At 39.8% G+C, this 22133-nt stretch carries 18 protein-coding genes; 1 reads left to right on the top strand and 17 read right to left on the bottom strand.

Annotated features, from left to right (window positions below; all coding sequences use genetic code 11):
* Positions 1-182 precede the first annotated feature (182 nt).
* Entirely contained in the window at positions 183-1958 is a 1776-nt protein-coding gene (locus G631_RS0108495) for a hypothetical protein (RefSeq protein ID WP_026489092.1), read from the bottom strand.
* Positions 1959-2242: 284 nt separating this feature from the next.
* On the opposite strand from G631_RS0108495, the gene G631_RS0108490 reads away from it, so the two are divergent.
* Entirely contained in the window at positions 2243-2500 is a 258-nt protein-coding gene (locus G631_RS0108490; protein ID WP_026489091.1) for a hypothetical protein, read from the top strand.
* Positions 2501-2764: 264 nt separating this feature from the next.
* Here the strand turns inward: G631_RS0108490 and G631_RS0108485 are convergent, their stop codons facing one another.
* The 16 genes from G631_RS0108485 to asnB form a co-directional block, all read right to left on the bottom strand.
* Positions 2765-4285: a lipopolysaccharide biosynthesis protein gene (locus G631_RS0108485; protein ID WP_026489090.1), complete on the bottom strand. Its 1521-nt coding sequence runs from the start codon at positions 4283-4285 to the stop codon at positions 2765-2767.
* On the bottom strand, positions 4286-5215 hold the full coding sequence (locus G631_RS0108480; RefSeq protein ID WP_026489089.1) for an alpha-1,2-fucosyltransferase: 930 nt from the start codon (positions 5213-5215) through the stop codon (positions 4286-4288).
* A 69-nt stretch (positions 5216-5284) separates the two neighbouring features.
* Complete coding sequence (locus tag G631_RS0108475) at positions 5285-6466, bottom strand: polysaccharide pyruvyl transferase family protein (protein WP_026489088.1); 1182 nt, start codon at positions 6464-6466, stop codon at positions 5285-5287.
* A gap of 41 nt (positions 6467-6507) precedes the next feature.
* Positions 6508-7497 carry a glycosyltransferase family 2 protein gene (locus tag G631_RS20160; RefSeq protein WP_051197043.1) on the bottom strand — a complete coding sequence of 330 codons (990 nt, stop codon included), beginning with the start codon at positions 7495-7497 and terminating at the stop codon, positions 6508-6510.
* Between the two features lies 1 nt (position 7498).
* Positions 7499-8860, bottom strand: coding sequence for a DUF3329 domain-containing protein (locus tag G631_RS0108465; protein ID WP_026489087.1), 1362 nt, complete (start codon positions 8858-8860; stop codon positions 7499-7501).
* Positions 8844-10019, bottom strand: coding sequence for a hypothetical protein (locus tag G631_RS0108460; protein ID WP_026489086.1), 1176 nt, complete (start codon positions 10017-10019; stop codon positions 8844-8846). Before G631_RS0108460 ends, G631_RS0108465 begins: the two co-directional genes overlap by 17 nt.
* A 10-nt stretch (positions 10020-10029) precedes the next feature.
* Entirely contained in the window at positions 10030-10986 is a 957-nt protein-coding gene (locus G631_RS0108455) for a glycosyl transferase GT17 family protein (RefSeq protein WP_026489085.1), read from the bottom strand.
* A gap of 11 nt (positions 10987-10997) precedes the next feature.
* Complete coding sequence (locus G631_RS0108450) at positions 10998-12035, bottom strand: glycosyltransferase family 2 protein (RefSeq protein WP_026489084.1); 1038 nt, start codon at positions 12033-12035, stop codon at positions 10998-11000.
* Positions 12032-12793, bottom strand: coding sequence for a DUF5672 family protein (locus tag G631_RS18575; protein ID WP_242829083.1), 762 nt, complete (start codon positions 12791-12793; stop codon positions 12032-12034). The genes G631_RS0108450 and G631_RS18575 overlap by 4 nt, the downstream gene beginning before the upstream one ends.
* A gap of 48 nt (positions 12794-12841) precedes the next feature.
* Complete coding sequence (locus tag G631_RS0108440) at positions 12842-13885, bottom strand: glycosyl transferase (RefSeq protein WP_026489083.1); 1044 nt, start codon at positions 13883-13885, stop codon at positions 12842-12844.
* 5 nt (positions 13886-13890) lie between these two features.
* Positions 13891-14739 carry a DUF3431 domain-containing protein gene (locus G631_RS18570; protein WP_051197041.1) on the bottom strand — a complete coding sequence of 283 codons (849 nt, stop codon included), beginning with the start codon at positions 14737-14739 and terminating at the stop codon, positions 13891-13893.
* Between the two features lie 12 nt (positions 14740-14751).
* Positions 14752-16560: an ABC transporter ATP-binding protein gene (locus G631_RS0108430; RefSeq protein ID WP_026489082.1), complete on the bottom strand. Its 1809-nt coding sequence runs from the start codon at positions 16558-16560 to the stop codon at positions 14752-14754.
* A gap of 85 nt (positions 16561-16645) precedes the next feature.
* Positions 16646-17518: an alpha-1,2-fucosyltransferase gene (locus tag G631_RS0108425; protein WP_026489081.1), complete on the bottom strand. Its 873-nt coding sequence runs from the start codon at positions 17516-17518 to the stop codon at positions 16646-16648.
* Positions 17519-17617: 99 nt separating this feature from the next.
* Entirely contained in the window at positions 17618-18706 is a 1089-nt protein-coding gene (locus tag G631_RS18565) for an SGNH/GDSL hydrolase family protein (protein ID WP_155833898.1), read from the bottom strand.
* Positions 18707-18711: 5 nt separating this feature from the next.
* A complete protein-coding gene (locus tag G631_RS0108415) occupies positions 18712-20259 on the bottom strand; it encodes an MBOAT family O-acyltransferase (protein WP_026489080.1) in 1548 nt (515 codons plus the stop codon).
* Positions 20250-22133 carry an asparagine synthase (glutamine-hydrolyzing) gene (gene asnB, locus G631_RS0108410; RefSeq protein WP_026489079.1) on the bottom strand — a complete coding sequence of 628 codons (1884 nt, stop codon included), beginning with the start codon at positions 22131-22133 and terminating at the stop codon, positions 20250-20252. The genes G631_RS0108415 and asnB overlap by 10 nt, the downstream gene beginning before the upstream one ends.

Raw genomic sequence — 22133 nt, 5'->3', positions numbered from 1 at the left:
GCACTTTTCCTTTTCTTGCATGACTTTCTTGATCCACTGTCATGCAATCTTTCTTATTTTGCTATTTTTGCATCATTCTCTTGAGATTTAGTTATGCATGTATAGCCTTTTGGCGCAAAAAATACACGCAGATTTTTTGTATTAAATCTGCGTGTTAGATAAAAGAATTTCCTCTCATTTATTTAGAATATTATGATTCCGTCCTGGTCCTGCTCCTGAGGCTGGCTCTGATTAGCTGAACTATCATCTGATGCTGTACCACTTTCATCTGATGCATCAGAAGTTCCTCCAGTGGTTTCATCAGCTTCACCACTGGTATCTTTATTCTCTGAATCCTCAATATTCTCATTGATGATCACATCTTTATTATCTTCACCTTCTGCATTTGAATTATCTTCAGCGTCTAAAGCCTTATCATCTACTGCCGTTTCATCAATTTCTTCTTTTGTTTCTATTTCAATCTGGTCTTCGCCGCTTATAAACTCTGCAGCAGACTCATCTTCATTCTCGTTGGTCTTCTTCTCTTCAATGATACGAGCAATCTCTTTTTCCTTAAGTTCTTCAAAGAGATCCTGAGCCATCTTGTCAACTTCGGCTTCTATAAGTTTATCCAGCTCTTCCTGATAGATACGCTGATATTCTGCTGTTACAAGCTTGATAAGCTCCTTGTTGATCAAGTTATTGATCTTAGCATTTCTGATTTCTTCCTGATCAATGTCTACCTGGATTGTTTCCCTGTAGATATTATCTAAATTATCAGCAGCTTCACCGGATGACTTATTTGCATCCTCAGAGAAATTAGCACCTTCTGCATTTTCTCCTGATGTCTCATCTTCTGCCTCATCATCCTTGTTCTGCTCATAGGAGCTAGTGTCAGAAGAAACAACATCTCTCATTCCAAGATATTTTCTAACAAGTTCATCTATCTCACCAAGGATTTCCTGCTCTTCATCAGATATCTCTTCTGGCTCTGGAATTACTGGCTCAGTCATCCAGGATACAGAAATAACAGGGTTGCCATATACACTTCCCCAGTCTCCATCCTTATTACAATCAGCAATTATATAAAAAGAGAAAGAATCAAAATCTGCTTCTTCATTAGCTACTTTATATTCGTACTTTTCAAGGTCCTCGTTCCACTTAAAATCATAGGTTCCATCAGGTGCTGCCTCTAAAACAACATCTATAGTGGCTTCACCATACTCGGTAATAACAGATCTTATTCCATCCTTATCTGCAAGCGCCATGAACAAAGATGGTGTCTGTCCTGTAAGCTCAGACCTGCTGCCAACAAACTCTGTGCCTCCCAGGTTTGAAACTTCCGCCCTGATAGAGAGCCTTACAGGTATATTACTGCGGTTTGTTATAACAAGCTCATCACTCTTGCTTGAAAAAGCGTAGTCACCCTGAGTGTTCTTGAATAAAATGTTGGCCCCTTCTTCAACTTTCCCGCCGCCATATCTGGCAGCATCTGTCAAATAGATCAAGTTCTGAGGGTCTATCAAGAAATCAAAGGGACTTTCATTTCCTATTATAGGAAGCTGAACATTGATAACATCAGCAGGATGCACGTCATTGTCAACCTCAATGGCTATTCTTTCTTCATCAACCTGGCTTCTAATGGCATTTATATCGATGCTATCAAGGATTGCCTCTTTATCTATGAGCTTTCCTAGTTCTTCTGCATCCACAAAAGACCTCAGCTCATCTCTATCAATCTGAGCCCAGATCTCATCTTCATCAATCTGTATTTCGCTTATAATCTCGCCAATTCCGGTATTTCCTTCAAGCGCATCGCCAATCAAATTTTCATCAGCATCATCAGGCACACTATAACCAGAGCCGAAAATTGTTATCTCTTCAGCTCCTGTAGCACTCGTCAACACTGGATCAAAAACCAGGCTCATGACAACTGCTGCCGCGCAAATACCCATCCATTGGCCTTTTCGGATAAACATCCTTGTTTCCTCCTAATATAAAAACCTACTACTGGTGCATATATTATATCGGCATACAGATTAAAAAGTTGAGCTTTTACCGTTTTTTCATATAGATTTAAGATTTATTTCGCATTCTTGAAATAAAATCACATCCAATAATACCAATAATCTCCTAATCTAACTAAGAATAACTAAAAAACTTTAAATATCGTTCTTGTCACTCAAATAGTTCTATGGTATATTATATGTAGTAATTAAAACTACGTGTGGTAAATATCATAACCACTAGGAGGTATTTGGGGATGACATCAAAAGAACTTCAGAAATATTTCAAAGAACACCTTGTTCCGTCCAAACTTTACAAGATTGGTGGACATCACAAGAATAGAATTTGTTTAGATAAGACTGAGAACGGCTGGTCTGTATTCTTCCAGGACAAGAAGGACCGCATCGGCGTTACAAGCTTCGTAGATGAAGCTTCTGCCTGCAACTTCATGAAGAATGAGCTTAGAAAGCTCATGGAGCAGCTCTACGGAATCACTTGGGTTCCCGCAAGATAACCAAAATATTTTCAACATATATCTCTTCACTATTAAGCGAAAAGGGCGTCTACCGCAAGATAGACGTCCTTTTTCAACACTAATCTTTAATTCTCCAGCTAGTTAATGTTCGGAGATCATATTTTATGTTTATAAACAAAAAAAGTAAATAAATATCCTATGCATAAGGATGTCTGTTTGAAAATGTGCAGCTCTCGGACGAGGATGATGATTTTCAAAACGAAAAAAGCATTTCCAAACAGACACCTTCTGCATGATAATCAATTATCTTCTGACCGCAGTCTTAACTTTTTCAAATAAATACTTAAACTCTTCGGTTCTGCAATACAATAGCAGATAAGCCGCATTGAAGATCACTGAAACTATGATGATCATCAGGGCAAAGGTAAAGAGATTAAGGTCTGCCATAACTATACTTCCTATGTAGTTACACAGTGCCAATACCGCAACAAGGCTCACCAGATACTTGGCGGAATCAAGGAAGAACTCCACAGCATTTCTGTCAAAGCAAACCCTGTAAATTATTACTGGCTTAACAAAGTTTGCTATGAGACCTGATATGATTGTTCCAATATAAATTCCTGTAATTCCAAGTGGTGTCTGTACAAGAGCAATTGACAGAATTAGGTTTACTATTCCTTGAATAAAAGGAATGTACTTATCCTGCTCAAATACGCCGGCTGCGGTCTTGAAGTTACTGAGTATAATTCTCTCTCCTTTAAAATAATAATCAAAAAGGATCAGATATACTGCTGCTGCGGGCATTACCCAGTCATCTCCAAACCATATTCTGATAAGAGGAGATAATAAAACCATGAAACCTACGGAGGTAAAGCCATAAACCCAAGCTTCTACAAATTTATAAACCTTAAACATGCCATACTGTTTATCCTTGGACTCAGTTGCAATGAGATTTCCAAAGCTTGATATGACTGAGTTAAAAAGTATATTGGCAAAGCTGGCCACAGAATTTATTACCAGGTTGTAGTTATTAACGATACCCGCGTAACCTACTTCTATAAAAGAAGAAATGATTATTGAGTCAGTCTGAAGTCTGGCTACATCGCCAACCTTAAGAAAAATAAGGGCCTTTGTCTTGGTCCAGACAGTATCATGCTCTTCTTTAGATAGTTTTTGAACATTCTTTTCCCTAAGATAGGGGTACATCTTATCAAGATATCTGGCTGCAAAGATCTTCTGAATAAGCTGAACCACAGTATCTGTCAGAAGGAACAGAAGGAAGTTCTTAAAGACAGCCACAACTATTATCTGCAGAAATGTAACAATAATCTTGGTTATGGTAAAGATATTGGTCTGTATATAGTTCTTTTGCTCAGCGTTAGCAAGGCTGTACTTGTAGGTTACAAAGTAACTGGTAACTGTGTTGAAGAGGAAAATAAAGTAGTAAATAGTAAGTTCCCTGATGGTGTAGCCAGGGTTCTTTAAGATGTACTTAAGGAATGGCGCAAGGCATATTCCCATGACAGCCACAACTGCAGCAATCACATGGTAAGCCTTTCTGTACATCTGCATATAGGACTTTATCTTTTCCCTGTCACCCTTAACCACAGGCTCATAGAGGCTGAAATTAAGAGCAGTTCCTATTCCAAGTTCGGCCATATTGAGGAAAGACAGAACATCACTATAGATACTGTTTACGCCCAAAAGTTCCTTACTCAGATATCTGGTAAAGAGGGTTCTTAGTATGAATGTAAGCAGCACTGTAGACATCTGCCCTACAACGCCAAAGAAAATATTCTTTTTTGCCGACTGAACTCTACCCATTTAAACGATTTGTCCGTCCTTGTCCATAAGTATCCAGCCTTTCCAGTAATCATGCATTTTGTCAGGATCACATTGCTGGTTATTACGCATAGTGAAGGTTCTTATCACCTCTTTATCCGGGCGCTTATTGAGCCTTGCACCCCAGAAACTAAAGGTTGAATTGGCACATATATTGCCCTTGCAGTGACTCATCAGCATAAGATCCTGCACACTGTCCTTGCCTGTATTCCAGTCAATGATAGTGTACAGGGATTCGTCACTGTAGTGCTCCCTTGCGTATTCGTGGTCACTAGTAAAAATATAGAAGTGGACATTCTCATACTTGTCCATAAAATACTTCATGGCGCTGTCATAGTACTTCTCAGTAGCAATATTTCCCAGCACCTTAAAGTTCTCAGGGTCAAGGTAATCCCCTCTCCTGATGTGGACACTTACTGAATTTTCCTTGTCCATCCTGGCAGCCATTATCATATTTCTCTGCTGAAGATCAGCAATTGAGTGCTCTGGAAAAACAAAAGCCTCCTGAAGCTGATCCATAATGTCGCCATAGTATTTCTGGCACGCAAAATACCCCTCGATATATTTGTTATCAAGGTCAAATATCTCAGGATGATACATCTGCGTTTCCACAAAAACGTTCTTGTTATCAGAAGCCTGTCTTCCAAGCTTTCTCATAACTTTTCCAATAAGCTTTGAAGCGAAGCCCTGTTTAAGAAAAGCATCAACTTCAGCTTTATCTGCAACCTCATAAGGAATATCCACAAAAAGAGGCAATTCGAAATCTCTTTTTGCAAGCATCTTCTCCTGGATCTTAGGATCAAACCAGGAAAGATCAAGTTTAACTTCCTTGCCAAGACTAAGTAATTTCCTGTACAAGGAATATTGCTGCATTTGGTTCCCCAGCCCACCAGCAATCTTAATAATTATCATATAACCCCCGAACCGATATCACTTTGGATATCTTAATTTTATTCTCTCCCCACACTCTTACACATGAGTTCAATGCTCTAATACCCATTTATAAGCCTTTATCATTTCATCAGGCTCTTTTAAATCCTGCACTGGAAGCACATAGTTATCATAGCTTCCAAACAGGTCTGTGGCAATTCCTCTGCTCTTTACTGAATAACCTATAACAAGAGTGGGAACACCACTACTATAGGCAGCTATTGTGGAATGTGTCCTTGCTCCAACAAAAAAGCTGCACTGTGAAATATAACCTTTTAATTCTGAAGCTGGCGCATCGTCAATAAGCACTACTCTCTTAGTGTCCTTAAATTCCAGATAAAGTTCCTCCAGAGGTCTTCTGTCATCGTTTCTCTCCCAGACAACATGAGGGATCAGAGCTATATTCTGATCCGTTTCCTCCAAAAGATATTTGATAAAGTTCCTATAATTTTCTATGGTAATTCCTGGAACTGTCTCTTTTTCCTGAACCATTAGACTTAAATTTATTCCAACAGTCTTGCCTGGATGAAAATGCTTTGGAATAGAAACCTTGGTGGTCTCAAGTTCAAAAGCAGGATCTTTTCTAAGTTCAAGCTGACACTTAGGTATTCCCGCATCTACAAGCGCATTATAAGTAATAGACTCTCTAGCATAGATTTTGGAATAGGCCAAAAGATCTGCCACAAGCTTTTTATCCTTGAGAGAATCAGGCTCAATTGAGCAGCCCCAGAGAACTGTCTCAAAGCCTTTCTTCCTAAAGACATTGTGAGCCAGGATAAGGTCTTCCACCATCTCTGGATAACAGTAGTTATCTCCGCCAATTGATACTGCCAAAGGCTCTCCCTCAAAGTCTACACCTGGATTAGCCTTTTTATAGTTTTCCACCAGTATTTTGTATTCTCTGAATGCATCCTTATATTTGTATCTCTGAAAAGACTCTCTGTCTCCACTTATCTTTCGATAGCCATAGTAGAAAACATGGGCCAGAAAATCCCTATCTATATGCCTATCCTCCACAAGCTTGCAAAGTCCGTCTTTTTCCAGTCTTCCAAGGGAATACTGCTGATCCTCCTGAACGCTGTTTGAAACCACAAGAACAGGAAGCTTAGTGTCAATTCCCTGTTCACTGCGCTTTGCAGCAATCAGCTTGACTGTACTATTTACAATCGCCTCGCAGCCGTGGTTCTTACTGCCTGCATGCATATATAAAATTATTGGTCTGTTTAAATCCATAAATACCCCTCGTTTAAAGTGCCCAGATGGGCAGCTTAAGATTATGACTTCTTGTGCCTTGCATATAGCCTTAGATACAAATCGGGATTTATCCTAAAGATCAAAACCTTTATCTTATATCCCAGGGATAACCCTGCAAATGCGCCTCGTACCTTAAGTGCATGTTTTATCTGGTCCTTTACCATGGAAACAGCCTTTTCATCAAGGTCATTATCTCTTTCTCCTGTCTGAGTTGCAACCTTGCCTGCTACCAAAAGAGCTGTCATTATCTGTGAAACTGCCACACTAACAAAGGCATAGGCAGATACATACTCCCTTATTTCCAACAGTTTATCCTCTGCCTGTCTCCAGCAGCTTATCTGATCAAGATAGCTCTTTTTAAAAGCGCTGTTCATTGCGCTGTTCTCATTTTCAGTATAGACATAATCCTCTAAGGCTACGCATCTTATACTGCGTTTTCTACCTATGAAGGCTGCAAAATCCATGAGGAATAAAAGGTCCTCGCCTATAGATAGCCCTTCCTGAAATAAGATATTCCCCTCCAGCAAGGCCTTTCTGTCAAAAATCTTGCCCCACACGTGGGTGTTTGAATTAAGTACACTGTTCTCTATATATGAAAATCCAGATATCTTCTGATTTCCAAGATAGCTTTCAGTTTCATCAACTAAAAGGGTACACTCATCTGCAAATTTGATCATGTTCCCAAGAATACTGTTTGTCACATAATCATCTGAATCAACAAAGGCTATAAATCTGCCTGTAGCCTGCATTATCCCGGTGTTTCTGGCTCTGGAGACTCCGCCATTTGGTGTATGTATCACCTTGATCCTGCCCCTCTCATCTGAACCTGCAAGCTCATCACAAAGCTCTGAACTTCCATCTGTAGAGCCGTCATCCACCAGAATAACCTCTATTTCATCCGGATCAATATTTTTCTGAGATAAGCATGATAAGACACACTTTTTTAGTGTGTCCCTTGCCTGATAAACAGGAATGATTATGCTGATCACTTTTTCCAAACCATCTGACATTTTAATACTCTGTCCATTCTTCTCTGGAAACTCCGTACATAGGACCAATACCGTAATGAATAGAATAAAAATAATTGATCCAATATGTAGGCTCTTCCTGTATATCCATTTCATAAGCTGCAGAGAACCTGGTCTCCCAGTCAGGCCTTAACATAGGCACTGTCACTGCGCTCTCTTTATCTTCAACTGCAAGGCAGTATTCATCTCTTTCACGAAACTCTCTTCTGATACGGGCAAGATTTGCTCCGTCCTCAAAATAATTAAACACAAACAGAATACCAGCAACTACAACAATTGCAGTTGCAACGATTTCAACAAGCTTCTCTTTTAAAAGAACTATCTCCTCGAATCCATTGGAAACAGCCATTACCAGGAAGAGAAATGCTCCATAATAGGATCTTGGTTCTGAAAAAGGAACCATAATGAGAGCATAGGCTGTAGCAAAAAACAAAAAGATAAACAATATGACAGGTCTTACCTTTTCCCAGAGCTTAGCGCCCTTTCCTACAGCATAAGAGATAATAATCACAGAAACTATGCCAGCACACAGTAGCACAAAATAGTTTTCTCTGATCGTGTTGGTGATCCTAAGAAACCTTGCAGCAAGTGCAAGAAGCCCTGTATGTTCCTCGCCAGCCGCTGCCAGTCTTCCATAATTACCAGGCGCCATAACAAGAAATGCAAGACCTATTATATTTCCGATAAGACTAGTAATCATCCAAGGCCTTACAAAGGTCCACTTTCTGCCGTTCTTAATAAAATGGTATCCCAACTCGATAAGGAGAAATAAAAGCACTCCTCCTGAAGTATTCTCATTGCACCATCCAGCCAGAACACCATAAAAGAGCATCAGACCAGCTGCCAAAGAGCCGAACTTTCTTTTCCCAGTGATTCCAAACCTGAAAAGTGTCATAAAGCCCAGCATGATAGCTCCTGTAAACATATAATTGCAGGCGCCGTCCATCCAGAAAACCGTGTGGCTTATTGCTGTATCAAAAAACCACAAAAGAGCCAGGATAAATCCATAAAGTCTTACATCATACTCATTTCTGTTATAAACATTCAGGTAAATTAGTAGTGAAACTGTAACAAATACAGCTGCTGCAACGAAATCAAACAGTAGCTTTGAGCCTACATATAAGAAAATCCTAAGTATAATATGGGCCACACTTCTCCCTGTATGTGAAAAGTACTGCGCAAATTCCTGAGCGAAGATGCCCCAAAAGCTACTTGCTGTTTTGACATCATCATAATATATAACATCGTCTGACAGATATGGTGTCAGGTATTCATACACCAGTACTGCCATAAAGGCGATAAACACCAGCGCAAAAAAGAGATTTTTCCTAGCTTTTTGAGTCATTCCTCATCCTCTCTAAATAATAACCTATATATACGCCTAAAACAGGCAAGAGCATATTTCTTCCAATATATACTGAAACAAAGGTCGCTTCAATAACTGTGTAGATTGATAAGGACAGTATCAATATAAGTGTCCAGGCATCCCTCTGCCTGTAACACAGATAGATAAAGGCTATAACAAGAAGTGCTATTAAAGCAGCTGGAATAATTCCATACCAGTAAAAGAGCCTTACCCAACCCATGTCAAAATATTCAAAGCTCTCCTTGTCTGAGAACAACTTCCAGGTCTGCAGCGAGCCTGCGTGTTTAGCCGTATCTCTGTAAATGTTCTGAAGTCTGTTATTCAGATTCTCATCAATCCAGGTTACAACAGTATACCAGGGATGACCAAATTCATATCGCGGAATATAGCCCACACTGGAAGCCCAGGTTGAAAAAGCCACACAAAAAACAGGAGTAACCAGACTTGTCAGGATGTAGATTATCTTTTTCCTTCCAATACCTGTAGCATATCTTACGATCAATCCCAGAACAAATGTAAAAAGACCTATCGCAAGCGCTGTCCTTGATGCAGTAAGCTTCCCAACAAGTAGTAACAGAGCCAGCAGTACTCCCCACATCCAGAGCCTTGCCTTGCTGCCATATACCCACAGCCACAGCAGCATTAGTGCATAAACACATCCCCAAAGGGTATTGGGATGTCCAAAACCAAATACATACCTAAGCTCATTTTCATTGCCACGGCCATAGTCCATTACCTTGTAGACATCGCCCATTATTCCTGTCACTGCCAAAAGAGCTATAGCAGCAAATCCTATAAGATTGATCCAGAAGGTAGCCTTCATGGTCTTACCAAGATTTATATTCTGAGCTGCCATTACAAAAGTTGAAAATCTTAGAAGCTCATTTCTCCCGGTTATTCTGTAACAGATAAAGGTAAATACCCACACTGCCCCAATCATAAGCCACTGCTTCTTATCATGTCTTTTGATCACAACAGCCAGTACTGTCAGAGCAAAAGTAACTCTGAACACATAACTTTCAAAGTCAAAATAATATTCACTTTTTTCAGCTATCATAAGGATCAGCTCTATCAAAAGAGCTACATAAAAGAGCCTGTTTCCTATTCTTTTCCTGTTTTCTTCAGTTAGCAGATTCATAAGTAATCTCTTATTTATTCCTGATCATTCTAAGTATTTTGTGATAGGCTTTCCTGCAAAAACGGCCTACCGTGATGTCAAACTTGTGATACGCCTTTGAAAGAAGTGTTATCCTAGGCATTACCAGAAAGTCATAGTCTGATATATGTTCTCTTAAATAGTCAGGGAAACTATCATCTACCTCAACTCTTTCAAATCTGGCATCTCTTCCAAAAATATCCTGCCCAAGAACTAGTCTGTCCATGGTCTCAGCAAGGATTTCTCTATCATTGTATTCCTGATGGGCCGCAGCCTTTACCTTAGTTCCAATCCTGTCCACAGGATTCTTGGCGTTATGTCCGCCCATGTATCCAAAATGCCATCCTCCGTCAGAAACCCTGACTGACCTTGGATCTTCTGGCTTCACAAGATCTCTTAACCTGACAATTCCTTCCACTGGAATATTTATCATAGAAGTAATCTTGGTTCCGAGCCACTTTCTATCTTCCTGGGCTATTTCAGGAAATTCTCCAGTTATTGACAGGAGCTTTCCTGACTTTTCCTCCATATTGAGAAATGCGTAGAAATTACGCTGAGCCAGGTGATAAACCTTAGTCTTATCAAACTCTTTTATTATTTTTTCTAAAACTACCGGGTTAGGGATTTCGTCCACATCTCCAAAGATTATTACATCATCTTCAGTAGCTCCTATCTTTTTAAGTCCCTCCACCAGATGGTTTTTCTGAAAGTAGTCTCTCTCATGTGACTTAGCAACCTTTGGCGTGTCTTCCACAACAACATACGTTATTTTATGAAGATAGTCCTTAAAAAATTCCTTGTTTTTTTCAAAGCAAAGCTCTTTAGCTTCACCTGAAAAAGTCATATTAGCCTCTTCTATAATAAACTTATCAACATATGGATCCAGGATACCTAGTCGCAATTTTAATATATCTATTTCATTAAAAAAAGGTACGCAGTCAATTACCATGTCATTACCTACTATCCCATCTTCAAAAGTTTTTTAACACACTTTTTCAAATCATATTTCCAGGCATTGTGCAATAATGCGCCTTCTGCCTCTTCTTCCATCATCAGTCCGTGTACAAAGACATCCTCTTCCGGTGCCCAGGCTGGAAGCTTTCTCCTTGCATAGGTGTGATAAAAATCAGATTCCATAAAAGAACACAGTTTTTCTTTTTTTTCTTTCATGGTCATATCTGAATATATTATCTTGGCAACAGCAATAGCACACGTAAGAGATTTTCTAAGATCAATCTGGGTTTTGTAGGAAGAATCTCCCCATTTATCAGCAATTCTATCTATGTTTTTCCAGACAAATTCCTGATTATCCATAAAAGCCTTATTGTAAGTAGAGGTCAGACTTTCAGAATTGTCTCTGTAATAATACAAAATCTCATTTAGATAAGCTATTTCCCGAGCTTTATCTACATAAACTGCAGTCTGAAACAAATCCTCGCCATAATTCAAGCCGGTCTTGTCTATTCCTACATCAGCAATAGTTCTTTTTATGCATTTAATCCACATAGCATTTAAACTGTCTCCAGCACATACCAAATCCTTAAATGCCTTTTTTTCCTCATCACTGTAGGTCCTGTCAGACTCAAATGGAAATTTACCAAGTGGGACTCCCTTGTTGTCCATACCTGCAGCATTATAAAAAATCAAATCGGGATCATAGCCCTTGTCTTGTAATCGCCTTATATATTTGTCTAAAACCGACAAAGCTTCAGGTCTTAAGTAATCATCAGCATCTAGTGCTACAATGTAATCTCCTTTAGAAGCCCTGATTCCCTCCTGCCTTGCCATGTACAGGCCTATCTTACCTCTATGTATTGTCCTTATTCTGCTATTTTCCCTGGCATATTCGTCGCATATTACTGAAGTATTGTCCGTTGAGCCATTTTCTAAAAGAATAATTTCATATTCTCCAGGATAATCCTGACCTAATGCAGAATCCACACTTGTCTCTATGAACTTTTCCCCATTATAAACCGGAACAATAATTGAAAAAGTCATGTAACCTTATGCTCCTCTTTCCACTTCTTGCTTCTTCGCCAGAAAAGAAGCGGCCTTACCGCCATTTTAAACTTCTTGTATGGGCTGTAAAATCTTGGATTATCCTCGTTTTCACCCCACCATTTATGGAAAATAAAAGTCTCAAGTCCCTTATTTTCAGGTAAGGGATGTTCCTTACCAAATCTGCAGGCAAGTTCAAACGGTGCCCATTTAATTCCAACATCCTCCATGGCATTTTTACAATGGCAACAGATAAATATGTCCTCATTATAAAATCCATCATCAACCCTTTCCCACTTCACATTATTCTTTTGGGGAAATTCCATAAGTCTCTTTGACCTGATGGATACTGAATTTCCAACTCTACAGATATTGCCTTTTGAATCTCTGTAGGCATAGTCATTCTTGGGAAGTGGCCAGGGAGACCCAATGTAGTCATATTTTAAGAACTCATCGTCCCACTTCTCTGGGTGTATAACAAATCCATCTGCATGAACTATAAGCGCAAAGTCTGTCTTTATGTGCTCATGAAGTTCATAGGTCATCTTGTAGTTGAATTTATCTATATTATCAAGTTTATCTGTGTGACTGTATCTGATACTCTTGGGCAGATAAAAGGGCTTGTGGTCAGTAATAAGTACCGCATCTCCAAATTCGATGCCTCTCATACTGTACTTCATAGCCTGAACAGTCTCATATATATCAACACTGGTCATTGCAACCAGTGTCACATTTGGAAGTTTTATTTTGTCACTCATGTCTCTACCATAGGCAGATAACTCTGCCTGTTATCTAATTTAAAACCTTTATCCCTGATATGTTTTGATGATACCAGTTCTGCGCTCAAAGCTTCTTAAGATTTTTTTTGAGAAAAACCATCCGTAGATAAGCCTTCTTCTAATATTCTGGAAAAAAGTTACCACTTTTCCAGGTCTTATGTTTCTCCTTGCATAGAGCCTTGAAGTTTTTTTGTACTCATCAAGTTCTCTTTGGCACTCGTCTGCAGAAAAGAGTCTTCCTTTTTTATCCTGATAAGTCAAAAAGCTATAAATGTTCTGCTCAGAAGACCAGAAGCCATCAGAGATATTATGTCTTGCCCAATACTTTGGAGCTATAGCGTACTTAAGCTCTGTGCTGCACATTACAGGCACCATTGCAAATGAAGAATTAGACAGGATAAGGTATCTGGCATTTTTAATGGTCACATAGTCCTTACCCATGTCAAAGTGGTGGATCTCAAATTCAGGAAGGACCTTTCTTGCCGCAACTTCATCTTCTGTCACCACCATAAATCGCATGGCAGGATTTATCTTTTTCATGTTCTTAATTGCATTTAAGTAATATTTTCTATCAAGGTATAGCTCAGGGCAGCTTGTGTATTCACCACCTCTTAGATTTATGATACAAAGATCATCTGCTGTATACTCATAGCTTTCAGCTTCCTCTTTTACATGGAGCCACTGTCTGATCTCATCTCTATATTTCTCAAAGTACCGCTCAGACTGCATATTTCCATAGACAATCGTATTATCAGGCACATCCATAAGTCCCTGATCAGGGCCGCTTATATAGCAGCCATGTGTCATATCATGTACAGAATTGCCCATGTACAGTCTGTCATCCTGCTCATGATAGATGTTATAGTTTTCCATGTCCTGTCTGGATATTTCTTTGCCCATGTCTATATCCATAAAGTACATTCCCTTATTGGAATGAAAAACATTTCCTATCTGCTCAGGATTCACGAAGCCAAATTCCGTATTTTTCTCTCTGGCAAGACACCTTACAGTTATATAAAAAAACAACTGATTGCCAAGGCCATATCCCTTTATAAGTTCAGTTCCTATCATATTTTTTAAACCAGGCCTTCCCAAAAATCCGGAGCCTTGGCTCCAAACATCATTCTGATCCTCTTGTGTGAGAGGCTATTCCACTGTCTGTAGGCATTTACCTTCTCTTCACACTTTGAGAGCATTCTGGCAAACTCGCCCTCATCTTCCATCCAGGGATTTACCTCATACCTGGAAGTAAAAATCCAAGGCAATACTCTCTCTACAAGAAATGCCTCCGCCGGGAAATCATATTCCTTTCTATATTCCATAAGTGTATTCAGATTCTTGTAAAATGTCTTGGAATTCTTGAGAATCTGTGACTTGTGGATAATGTAGCAACCGCCAGGAGCAAATGTGCAATACCTGGGGATCACAGGATTCTTGTAGACAAACTTCATAAAGTCATCCATGTCATAGAAATATCTGTAGGAATGGCTCTGCTTCATATACCATGAGGAATTGAGCTCTATAAAGCCTTCTTCTGATACAAGAGAAGCTATAGAATCAGGGTCTCCTCCCTTTTTATATCTCTCCCAGGTTGTTGGATCCTGATACAAATAGGTAAACCACTTATTGTCATAAGTTCTGTTGAAGAAGTCCTCAGTAACATGCCTTCCAATGATATTACCCTTTAAAAGAGCTATCCACTCAGGAAGATTATCATAATTATCTATGAAAAAATGAAAATAGCTGGTCAGGTTGTGACCAGTATTTTCCACATGAATATGCTTATAGTTTTTGTCTTCGAGTTCCTTGATGACCTTCTCATCATCAGATGCATCTATTATCAGATAGTCCTGACAATACTCAAGAAGATTCTCAGGAACCGTATTATAGTTGTGAATAAGGAAAAAAGTATCTGTCTTTTTCATAGTTAAGTCCTATCAATTCGCTGTATAAACCGTTTTGCCCTCAAGAGTTGTTCTGGTAATTGTCTCGTTATTAACCTCATAGATAATGTCGCAGTTTGCAATAGTATTCAGTCTATGGGCTATGATGACCATTGTCTTCTTGCCATGGAAACTATTGATAGCTTCCATTACTGCAGCCTCTGTCTCGTTGTCAAGAGCACTTGTAGCCTCATCAAATACCAATATCTCAGGGTTGTGATAAAGAGCTCTCGCTATTCCTATACGCTGTCTCTGACCTCCGGAAAGTCTCACACCTCTGTCGCCAATCTTAGTGTCAAGTCCCTCAGGAAGGCTCTTAACAAAGTCTGCAAGCTGTGCTTCCTTCATTACTTCCCAGATTCTGTCATCATCTATCTTGTCAGCATCGATACCAAATGCAATGTTATCTCTTATAGACTCATCCACAAGATAGATTGACTGTGGAATATATCCAATCTGCGCAAGCCATGAATCATAATTACTAAAGATATTGGCTCCATCGCACAGAATCTCTCCAGACTTAACATGAAGAAGTCCCAGGAGAATATCCACTATAGTTGATTTACCTGCTCCAGAAGGCCCCATGATACCAACAGATTTACCCTTAGGTACTACCATGTTGGCTCCGGTAAAGATGTTTGTATCTCCATCAGGATAAGCAAAGGTGATGTTCCTAAGCTCTATCTCTTTTTGAAGTTTGAGCTCAGGGCCTGCAATAGCCGCTCTCTCTGCTCTCATTGCCTTATCCGTCTTCATAGACTCGGTAAGGTTATCGTAAACGTAATCAAGGCTGTACTGGTTATAAGCTATTTCAGCAATATAGGTATTTATTCTGTTTGCTGAAGGCATGATCCTCATAGCTGCCACACCAAAGGCTGTAAGCTGAGGAACAAGCAGTGTTGGATCCCCGCCATTAACGATATAAACCAGAATGAACAAAAGAACCACTGCTATAAATACAGTTTCTATAAGCGATCTTGGAGTAGAATTAAGTACCGCATAGTTTCTTGCTATATCAGCACCAATACTGCCACTCTCATAGTAATTTCTGATAAAGAAATCCTGCCTGTTAAGAACCTTAACATCCTTAAGTCCATAGATAGCCTCAATTCTCCACTTTGCTATTCTGGACTGTATCTCCTGATTCCTCTGACCAATCGAATTAAGCTTTGGTTTAAGGAGCTTTGTATTAAAAATAGTAAGACATATCAGGACAACCACCATTAAAAGAGTCATCTGCCAGTTTACGGCCAAAAGAAGCGCACCAAGGCAAACTGAAACCACAAGCTCTGTACATAACTGAAGCAGTGCCAGCATAAGAGTAAATACTCTTGGGATATCACTGTCTGTAATTCTAAAAACTGTTGGAATATCAGCTCCTAAATAGTCCTCGTAAGGTCTATTTAGGAATTCTCTCATAACACGACTGATCATGTTATTACGTGCCTTACTGATAAATGTGTTCTGCCTATAAACAAGAAACAGCAGGTAGATATTTTTGACCACGAAAATAAGAATCAGACTGACTAAAAGTGTAATAGCCATCTTCTCATATTCGTGAAGCCCCAGAAAATCTATTATCCGGTATAACCAGTCATGCTTGGCTATAGCCTCATCAAGAGCCGTTGGGTTAATAATAACTGAAACAACTGCCAGCATCATAGATACACCCAATGTCTCAAATAAACCACCAATCAGTATAAGGACAGCCAGTATTACCAGCTGTCCCTTTTGCTTTTTGTCAAAAATATAACCTATCTTACCAAGAAGAGATACCTTCTTAGTATCAGTGTTGTTGCTCATTTCCTGTTTCCTATCTTGTGCTTTCTTATTCTAAATTTCTGAATGATATACGTATGGCTCCACTTCGGTCCCGCCATGCTATCATTTAGGTCGCAACCTTAGTCATCCTGGATGTGTAGATATCATCCATATTCCTGTTATTGATCCACTTGGAAGGAGCAATGACCATCTTGGCTGGATTATCATTGAGCCATGCTGCCCACCAGCTAAATGAACTGTTTGCCATGATATGATGCTTGCATTTGCTCATAAGAGTCATCTCTGCAACATCTGTATTTCCTTCTTCATTAAGATCAACCACTATAAAATTAGGGCCTCTAAAATGCTGTCTGCACCATTCCTTGTCATCAGTAAAGATAAAGAATACTGCGCTAGGGTGCTGCTTTCTGACCTTATCTATGGCTGATTTATAGTATTTCTCAGTGCAGATATTGTGAATATGATTGTGCTCGGCATCTATATAATCTGTTCTCCTGATATGAAGACTTACAGATTCACAGCACTCTATCTGCTGCAGAATGGTCCAGCTGACGCTATCCTGCATTATATCCTGAGGGCGCTTTTCAAATGCGTCCTTGAGTTCTCTCTCTACCGCTTCGTCACTGAAATACTTGTCACTCTGCCAGTATCCAACAAGGTAGGCGTCCTCAACCTCCAGAATCCTTGGATCAAAAATGCCGGATTTCTCATCTATCCTGAAAGTCTTCCTACCAGTAAGCTTTCTCCTGATCCTGCTAAAGATATCCATCTTGGAGTCAGTGAGTTTAATTACTTCATCCTTGGTAGCCCTATCATATTCTATTCCGAATCTCTGCAAAACAGGGATTCTAAGAGCATCACCCACAAAGCCTGATTCATCATCGATCTTGACGTCTCTACCAAGCTTTTTGAGCTGCCTGTATAAAGCGTACTGGAACATTTGATTGCCCATTCCGCCCTTTAATTGAATTATTATCATGTCCCCTCCATAGAAACTGTACTGCGTGCAATACGCTGGCAATCCTATCAGCATTATAGCATATTCATTGTAACTGCGTACACTAGTACACAAGCCACTTCATCCGTCATCTTCATCAAGCTGGTAAAATATGCCATTTTCAAGGTTATAGGTAATGGTTGCCTGGCCTTCTTCGTATGCGCTAAGCCACTTGTCATAGGCCTTATCCCATGACTTGTAGGATGCATCGCCTCTGTGGTCGCTGGTAAGTATATTTCTATAGTTTTCCTCAAGGTATTTTTCAAAAAATTCTGTTACCTTTTTGGCTCCGAGCACATTTGTGTGAGTTCCATAGTCATTGAAATCGGTCTGGCCATCAAACCCCATCTCATCGCGATACTGATTCATATCAAGAAAATCATATCCGCTGTTTCTGATAATATTGGCCATATAATTTGTCTTTTGCTGTTCCTCTACAGAAACATCATACGGAGTAATCACAAAGAGAGCATTTATATTCTTGGCCTTAAGATAAGACAAAAGATCTAAAAGGTAGCTCTCCTGCTCGCTTGGAATTGGCATGATCCCTGTGTCCTTGTAGGCATCTGTCAGTTCAACAGGTCCTACCTCGTTTTCAGGCACAAAGCCTTTATACTCTTCCGGATACTCATAAAACCAGGTCCTAAGCTGGCTCCAAATAACCAATGTCTTCCAGTTTGAATGATACTTAAAAATATCAAAGTAATAGGACAGTCTGTCTCCATCCTCTGCCACCATGGCATTTATTGCCCTTATCCTGTTTAATGAATACTTGAGATTGTCTGTAACTTCCCTTGTGTGAGCCATATTTCCAAGAAGATCCTCATCTCTTGCAGTCCACATCCTCATCTCAAAGATAAAAAGGTCAGGGCTCTGAGTCTTTAAGGCTTCCTCCACAAGATACTTGGCAGCAACAGGTCTTTGCATGTTGGAAGATAAAGGATACATCGTAATTCCCATATCTCCATAGATCATAGGTGTGGAAAAACATGGATATACTGGAGACGAGCCTATAAGAACAGCATCTATCGAATTATCTTTTTCCGCATAAAAGCCCACAAATCTATCCTTCACATGACCATTAGTCCTGATCGCATAGGTCACATGGACCAAAAGCCATGATACCAGACATATGAAAATGACTGCTTTTAACACTTGTTTCCTAGTCATAATAATCAAAAATCCTTATAAATAAACTCAGCAGCGCTGTATCCAGGGCCATATTCCGCAATTAAGATCACAAAGAACAAAAGTCCCAGGATAACGATCCATCTGATAACGATATTTCTTTTTGCAATAATATCTCTGACACAGGTAATACCTGTAAGTCTTGAATCTTCAATTTTCCCTGCAGAAACCTCTTCAATCCTGTACTGAAGAATTGAGACTGTAATAAGTATCGCAAGGGAAATAAATACTACAAGCCAGCCATAGATATCAAGACCAAGTTCTAACATACTGCCATTAAAAAGAACCCAGGGATTAAATACACTTATTCCTTCCCCAAGCATCCTAAGAGCATGAGGCACATTATCTGATCTAAAGAACACAAAGCTTACGCACACCAGGAAAAATGTCCTGACCACTCTAAAGCCATTTGCAAATCTGCCCTCAAGGTTTATGTGCATCTTTGTGGCAAAAAGCCAGGTAAAAAACGGAAGTGTTATTTCTCCAGTAACTATATAGGCCCAGTGCAAAAGGCCTGATCCTATGATGTACTTGACTTCTCCGCCATGCCACATACCTACAGAAAACCACAAAATAAACATGGCAATATAGGTAGTGAGCTGCTTTCCTTTCTTTTTCCCAATCTTCTTTTTTAGGAATTTGCCAATATTAGTAAAAAGCTTTGTTCTAAGAAGTGGGAAAAAGACATTATCCTTCATCCAGCTTCCCAGAGTAATATGCCATCTTCTCCAGTATTCGCTGATGTTTTTTGCAAAAAACGGAGTCTTAAAGTTCTCAGGAAGCACAATTCCAAAGGTCTCAGAAAGGCCAATTACTATGTCCATGCAACCCGAAAAGTTAGTGTATAACTGGAAAGCAAAGCACACAGCTCCAACCCAGATATATGCTCCCTGATACTGAGTATCATTTCCAAAAATAGTATTAACTACAACCGCCAGTCTCTCAGAGATAACAAGCTCCTTGAAAAAGCCCCAGAGCATGCGGATCATTCCATAAGTAATATTCTTGTAATCCAGTGGATGATACTCAAAAAACTGATTGCCAGACTCTCTTTCCTTGTAAATCGGGCCTGAAATAAGGATTGGAAAATACATTCCGATAAGAACAGTCTTTAAAAAACCTGAAACAGGTACAGCTATGCCATTGTACACTTCAATAAAATATCCAAGAATGATAAAGGTATAAAAAGAAAGACCAAGTGGAACATGTGCTCCTCCACCTGTAATGAACTTTACATATTTAAGACCTATGAGAATTCCAAGAAGTACTACAAGTTCAGCTATAAGAACAAGTCGCCTTTTTACTATAGCTTTTTTATCAAGTCGAACCAGGATTTTTAAAAGAATCCATGTAGTAAAGGCCGCCCCAATGGGATAGGCTATAAGAACTGGTTCTCCTGATACTACATAAAAGAGTACACTGGCCAGTAAAAGAACCAGCCACTGTCCTCTTTTCTTGGTAAATACAGGTACTAAATAATATAGTATTAGTATTAGTGCATAAAAGCACAAAAATTTAAAAGATGTTATTGCCATCTATATTCTTCCTCATACCACTGCTGGAACATGAGAATATACCAGATCTGTATCCTGTAGATACCGCGATCTGTGTAATCCTTCCATATTTGCTCTACAACATCAGGGTCAAGGATACCCTGCCTGCGCAGTTTATCTTTATCTATAAGGCCTTCCGCCCAAGAGCGAAGCTCGGGCTCAAGAAGCCATTTGTCTATCGGAATAGAAAATCCCTTCTTGGGTCTTTCCATCATCTCCCTTGGAATATACTTGTATAATACATCCCTCAAGACCATTTTACCAATTTTGCCTTCTCTAAGATACTCTATCGGAAGGCTCCATGCAAATTCCACTACATCTCTGTCCAGCATAGGGACTCTTGTCTCAAGAGAAACCGCCATCGCTGTCCTGTCAACCTTTACCAGAATGTCATCAGGATGATACAGAACCATGTCCGCAAGCATACACTCATGATTTGTTTCTCCAAGGAAATGCTCAGGAAGCTCTGTAAGCTTATAAGGCAGAGTACTCTCCTCCAGCGCAATCCTACGTATGATAGGGTCAGTCTCATGTTCTGTCCTGTGAAGGGACACTGGCCCCTTAGCCCCTAAAAGTGTGCCCTTTACTCTAAGAATTTCTTTTTTGGAAAGAGGGCTGTTAAGGATCAGGCTGCTAGCAGGTTTTCTGATAAAATAAGGCACATTTTTCATCTTGCCCCAGATCCTGTCTATGGAAGCATATGAATTATAGCCGCAGAACAACTCATCTCCGCCATCTCCAGAAAGAGAAACTGTCACATGCTCCCTTGTCATCTTACTCACAAGATATGTAGGAATCTGTGAGGAATCAGCAAAAGGCTCAGCAAACATACTCGAAAGCTTTGGGATCACTGCCTTGGCATCAGCCTCTGTTATATAGAGCTCTGTGTGCTCAGTCCCAAGGTGCTGCGCAATTTCTTTGGCATAAACAGCTTCGTTATATTTCGGGTCTTCCATACCAATAGTGAAGGTCTTGACCTTGCCTGGCTCCAACGACTGCATAAGAGCAACCGTAGTACTTGAATCTATTCCAGCAGAAAGAAAAGCTCCAACCGGAACATCAGCCACCATCTGGCCCTTTATTGAATTCTTTAAAAGTCTCTCAAGTTCCTGGGCAGCTTCCTGCCTTGTTCCTGTAAAGAGATTGCTCTGGCCCTTTTTGGCAGCTTCCTTCATAGACCAATAGGTATGAACTTCGGTCTTAAGCGTATCCACGTCGACAGTCATAAAGGTTCCAGGCTCTAACTTGTAGATATCCTGATAGATTGAATAAGGAGCAGGAATATACCCCTCTGTAAAATATATGTTTAAAACCTTTGTATTTATCTCGTTATCAAATCCGTCAATTACCCTAAGGCACCCCAGATCAGATGCAAAGGCAAAAGAGCCTCCTACTGTGCCATAGTACAAAGGCTTTTCGCCAACTCTGTCCCTGGCCAAAGTCACAGTATTATTCTGGATATCATAGAATGCAATACCAAACATTCCCTTGCACATAGTAAGAGCCTTACTGATACCATAAAACTCAATAGCTTCAATCAGAGTTTCCGTATCAGAAGTACTCTTAAACCCAGTAACTGCCTTATCTTCAAGGAGCTTATCCCTTATTTCCTTGTGGTTGTAGATTTCTCCATTGTAGACCATTACACTCTTTCCACTTTGTGATATAAAGGGCTGAGCGCCATTTTTAGAAAGGTCTACGATTGAAAGGCGCCTGTGTCCAAGCGCCACTTTACCGTCTTCACTTATATAGATGCCATCGTCATCTGGTCCCCTGTGAATCATTCTTTCATTCATCTTCTGGATATTACTTCTGGCATCCTTTTTAAACTGCAATAATCCTGCGATTCCGCACAT

This window comes from Butyrivibrio sp. XBB1001, from assembly GCF_000424505.1.
GTDB lineage: Bacteria > Bacillota > Clostridia > Lachnospirales > Lachnospiraceae > Butyrivibrio.
This window is presented reverse-complemented; position numbering and strand designations above follow the sequence as displayed.

Coding starts and splice junctions, on each gene's coding strand:
- G631_RS18575 (WP_242829083.1), bottom strand. CDS start 12,793: ATGAGTGACAAAATAAAACTTCCAAATGTGACACTGGTTGCAATGACC.
- G631_RS0108455 (WP_026489085.1), bottom strand. CDS start 10,986: ATGGTAATTGACTGCGTACCTTTTTTTAATGAAATAGATATATTAAAA.
- G631_RS0108450 (WP_026489084.1), bottom strand. CDS start 12,035: ATGACTTTTTCAATTATTGTTCCGGTTTATAATGGGGAAAAGTTCATA.
- G631_RS0108495 (WP_026489092.1), bottom strand. CDS start 1,958: ATGTTTATCCGAAAAGGCCAATGGATGGGTATTTGCGCGGCAGCAGTT.
- asnB (WP_026489079.1), bottom strand. CDS start 22,133: ATGTGCGGAATCGCAGGATTATTGCAGTTTAAAAAGGATGCCAGAAGT.
- G631_RS0108430 (WP_026489082.1), bottom strand. CDS start 16,560: ATGAGCAACAACACTGATACTAAGAAGGTATCTCTTCTTGGTAAGATA.
- G631_RS0108460 (WP_026489086.1), bottom strand. CDS start 10,019: ATGAATCTGCTAACTGAAGAAAACAGGAAAAGAATAGGAAACAGGCTC.
- G631_RS18570 (WP_051197041.1), bottom strand. CDS start 14,739: ATGAAAAAGACAGATACTTTTTTCCTTATTCACAACTATAATACGGTT.
- G631_RS20160 (WP_051197043.1), bottom strand. CDS start 7,497: ATGTCAGATGGTTTGGAAAAAGTGATCAGCATAATCATTCCTGTTTAT.
- G631_RS18565 (WP_155833898.1), bottom strand. CDS start 18,706: ATGACTAGGAAACAAGTGTTAAAAGCAGTCATTTTCATATGTCTGGTA.
- G631_RS0108465 (WP_026489087.1), bottom strand. CDS start 8,860: ATGACTCAAAAAGCTAGGAAAAATCTCTTTTTTGCGCTGGTGTTTATC.
- G631_RS0108440 (WP_026489083.1), bottom strand. CDS start 13,885: ATGATAGGAACTGAACTTATAAAGGGATATGGCCTTGGCAATCAGTTG.
- G631_RS0108475 (WP_026489088.1), bottom strand. CDS start 6,466: ATGGATTTAAACAGACCAATAATTTTATATATGCATGCAGGCAGTAAG.
- G631_RS0108480 (WP_026489089.1), bottom strand. CDS start 5,215: ATGATAATTATTAAGATTGCTGGTGGGCTGGGGAACCAAATGCAGCAA.
- G631_RS0108425 (WP_026489081.1), bottom strand. CDS start 17,518: ATGATAATAATTCAATTAAAGGGCGGAATGGGCAATCAAATGTTCCAG.
- G631_RS0108415 (WP_026489080.1), bottom strand. CDS start 20,259: ATGGCAATAACATCTTTTAAATTTTTGTGCTTTTATGCACTAATACTA.
- G631_RS0108490 (WP_026489091.1), top strand. CDS start 2,243: ATGACATCAAAAGAACTTCAGAAATATTTCAAAGAACACCTTGTTCCG.
- G631_RS0108485 (WP_026489090.1), bottom strand. CDS start 4,285: ATGGGTAGAGTTCAGTCGGCAAAAAAGAATATTTTCTTTGGCGTTGTA.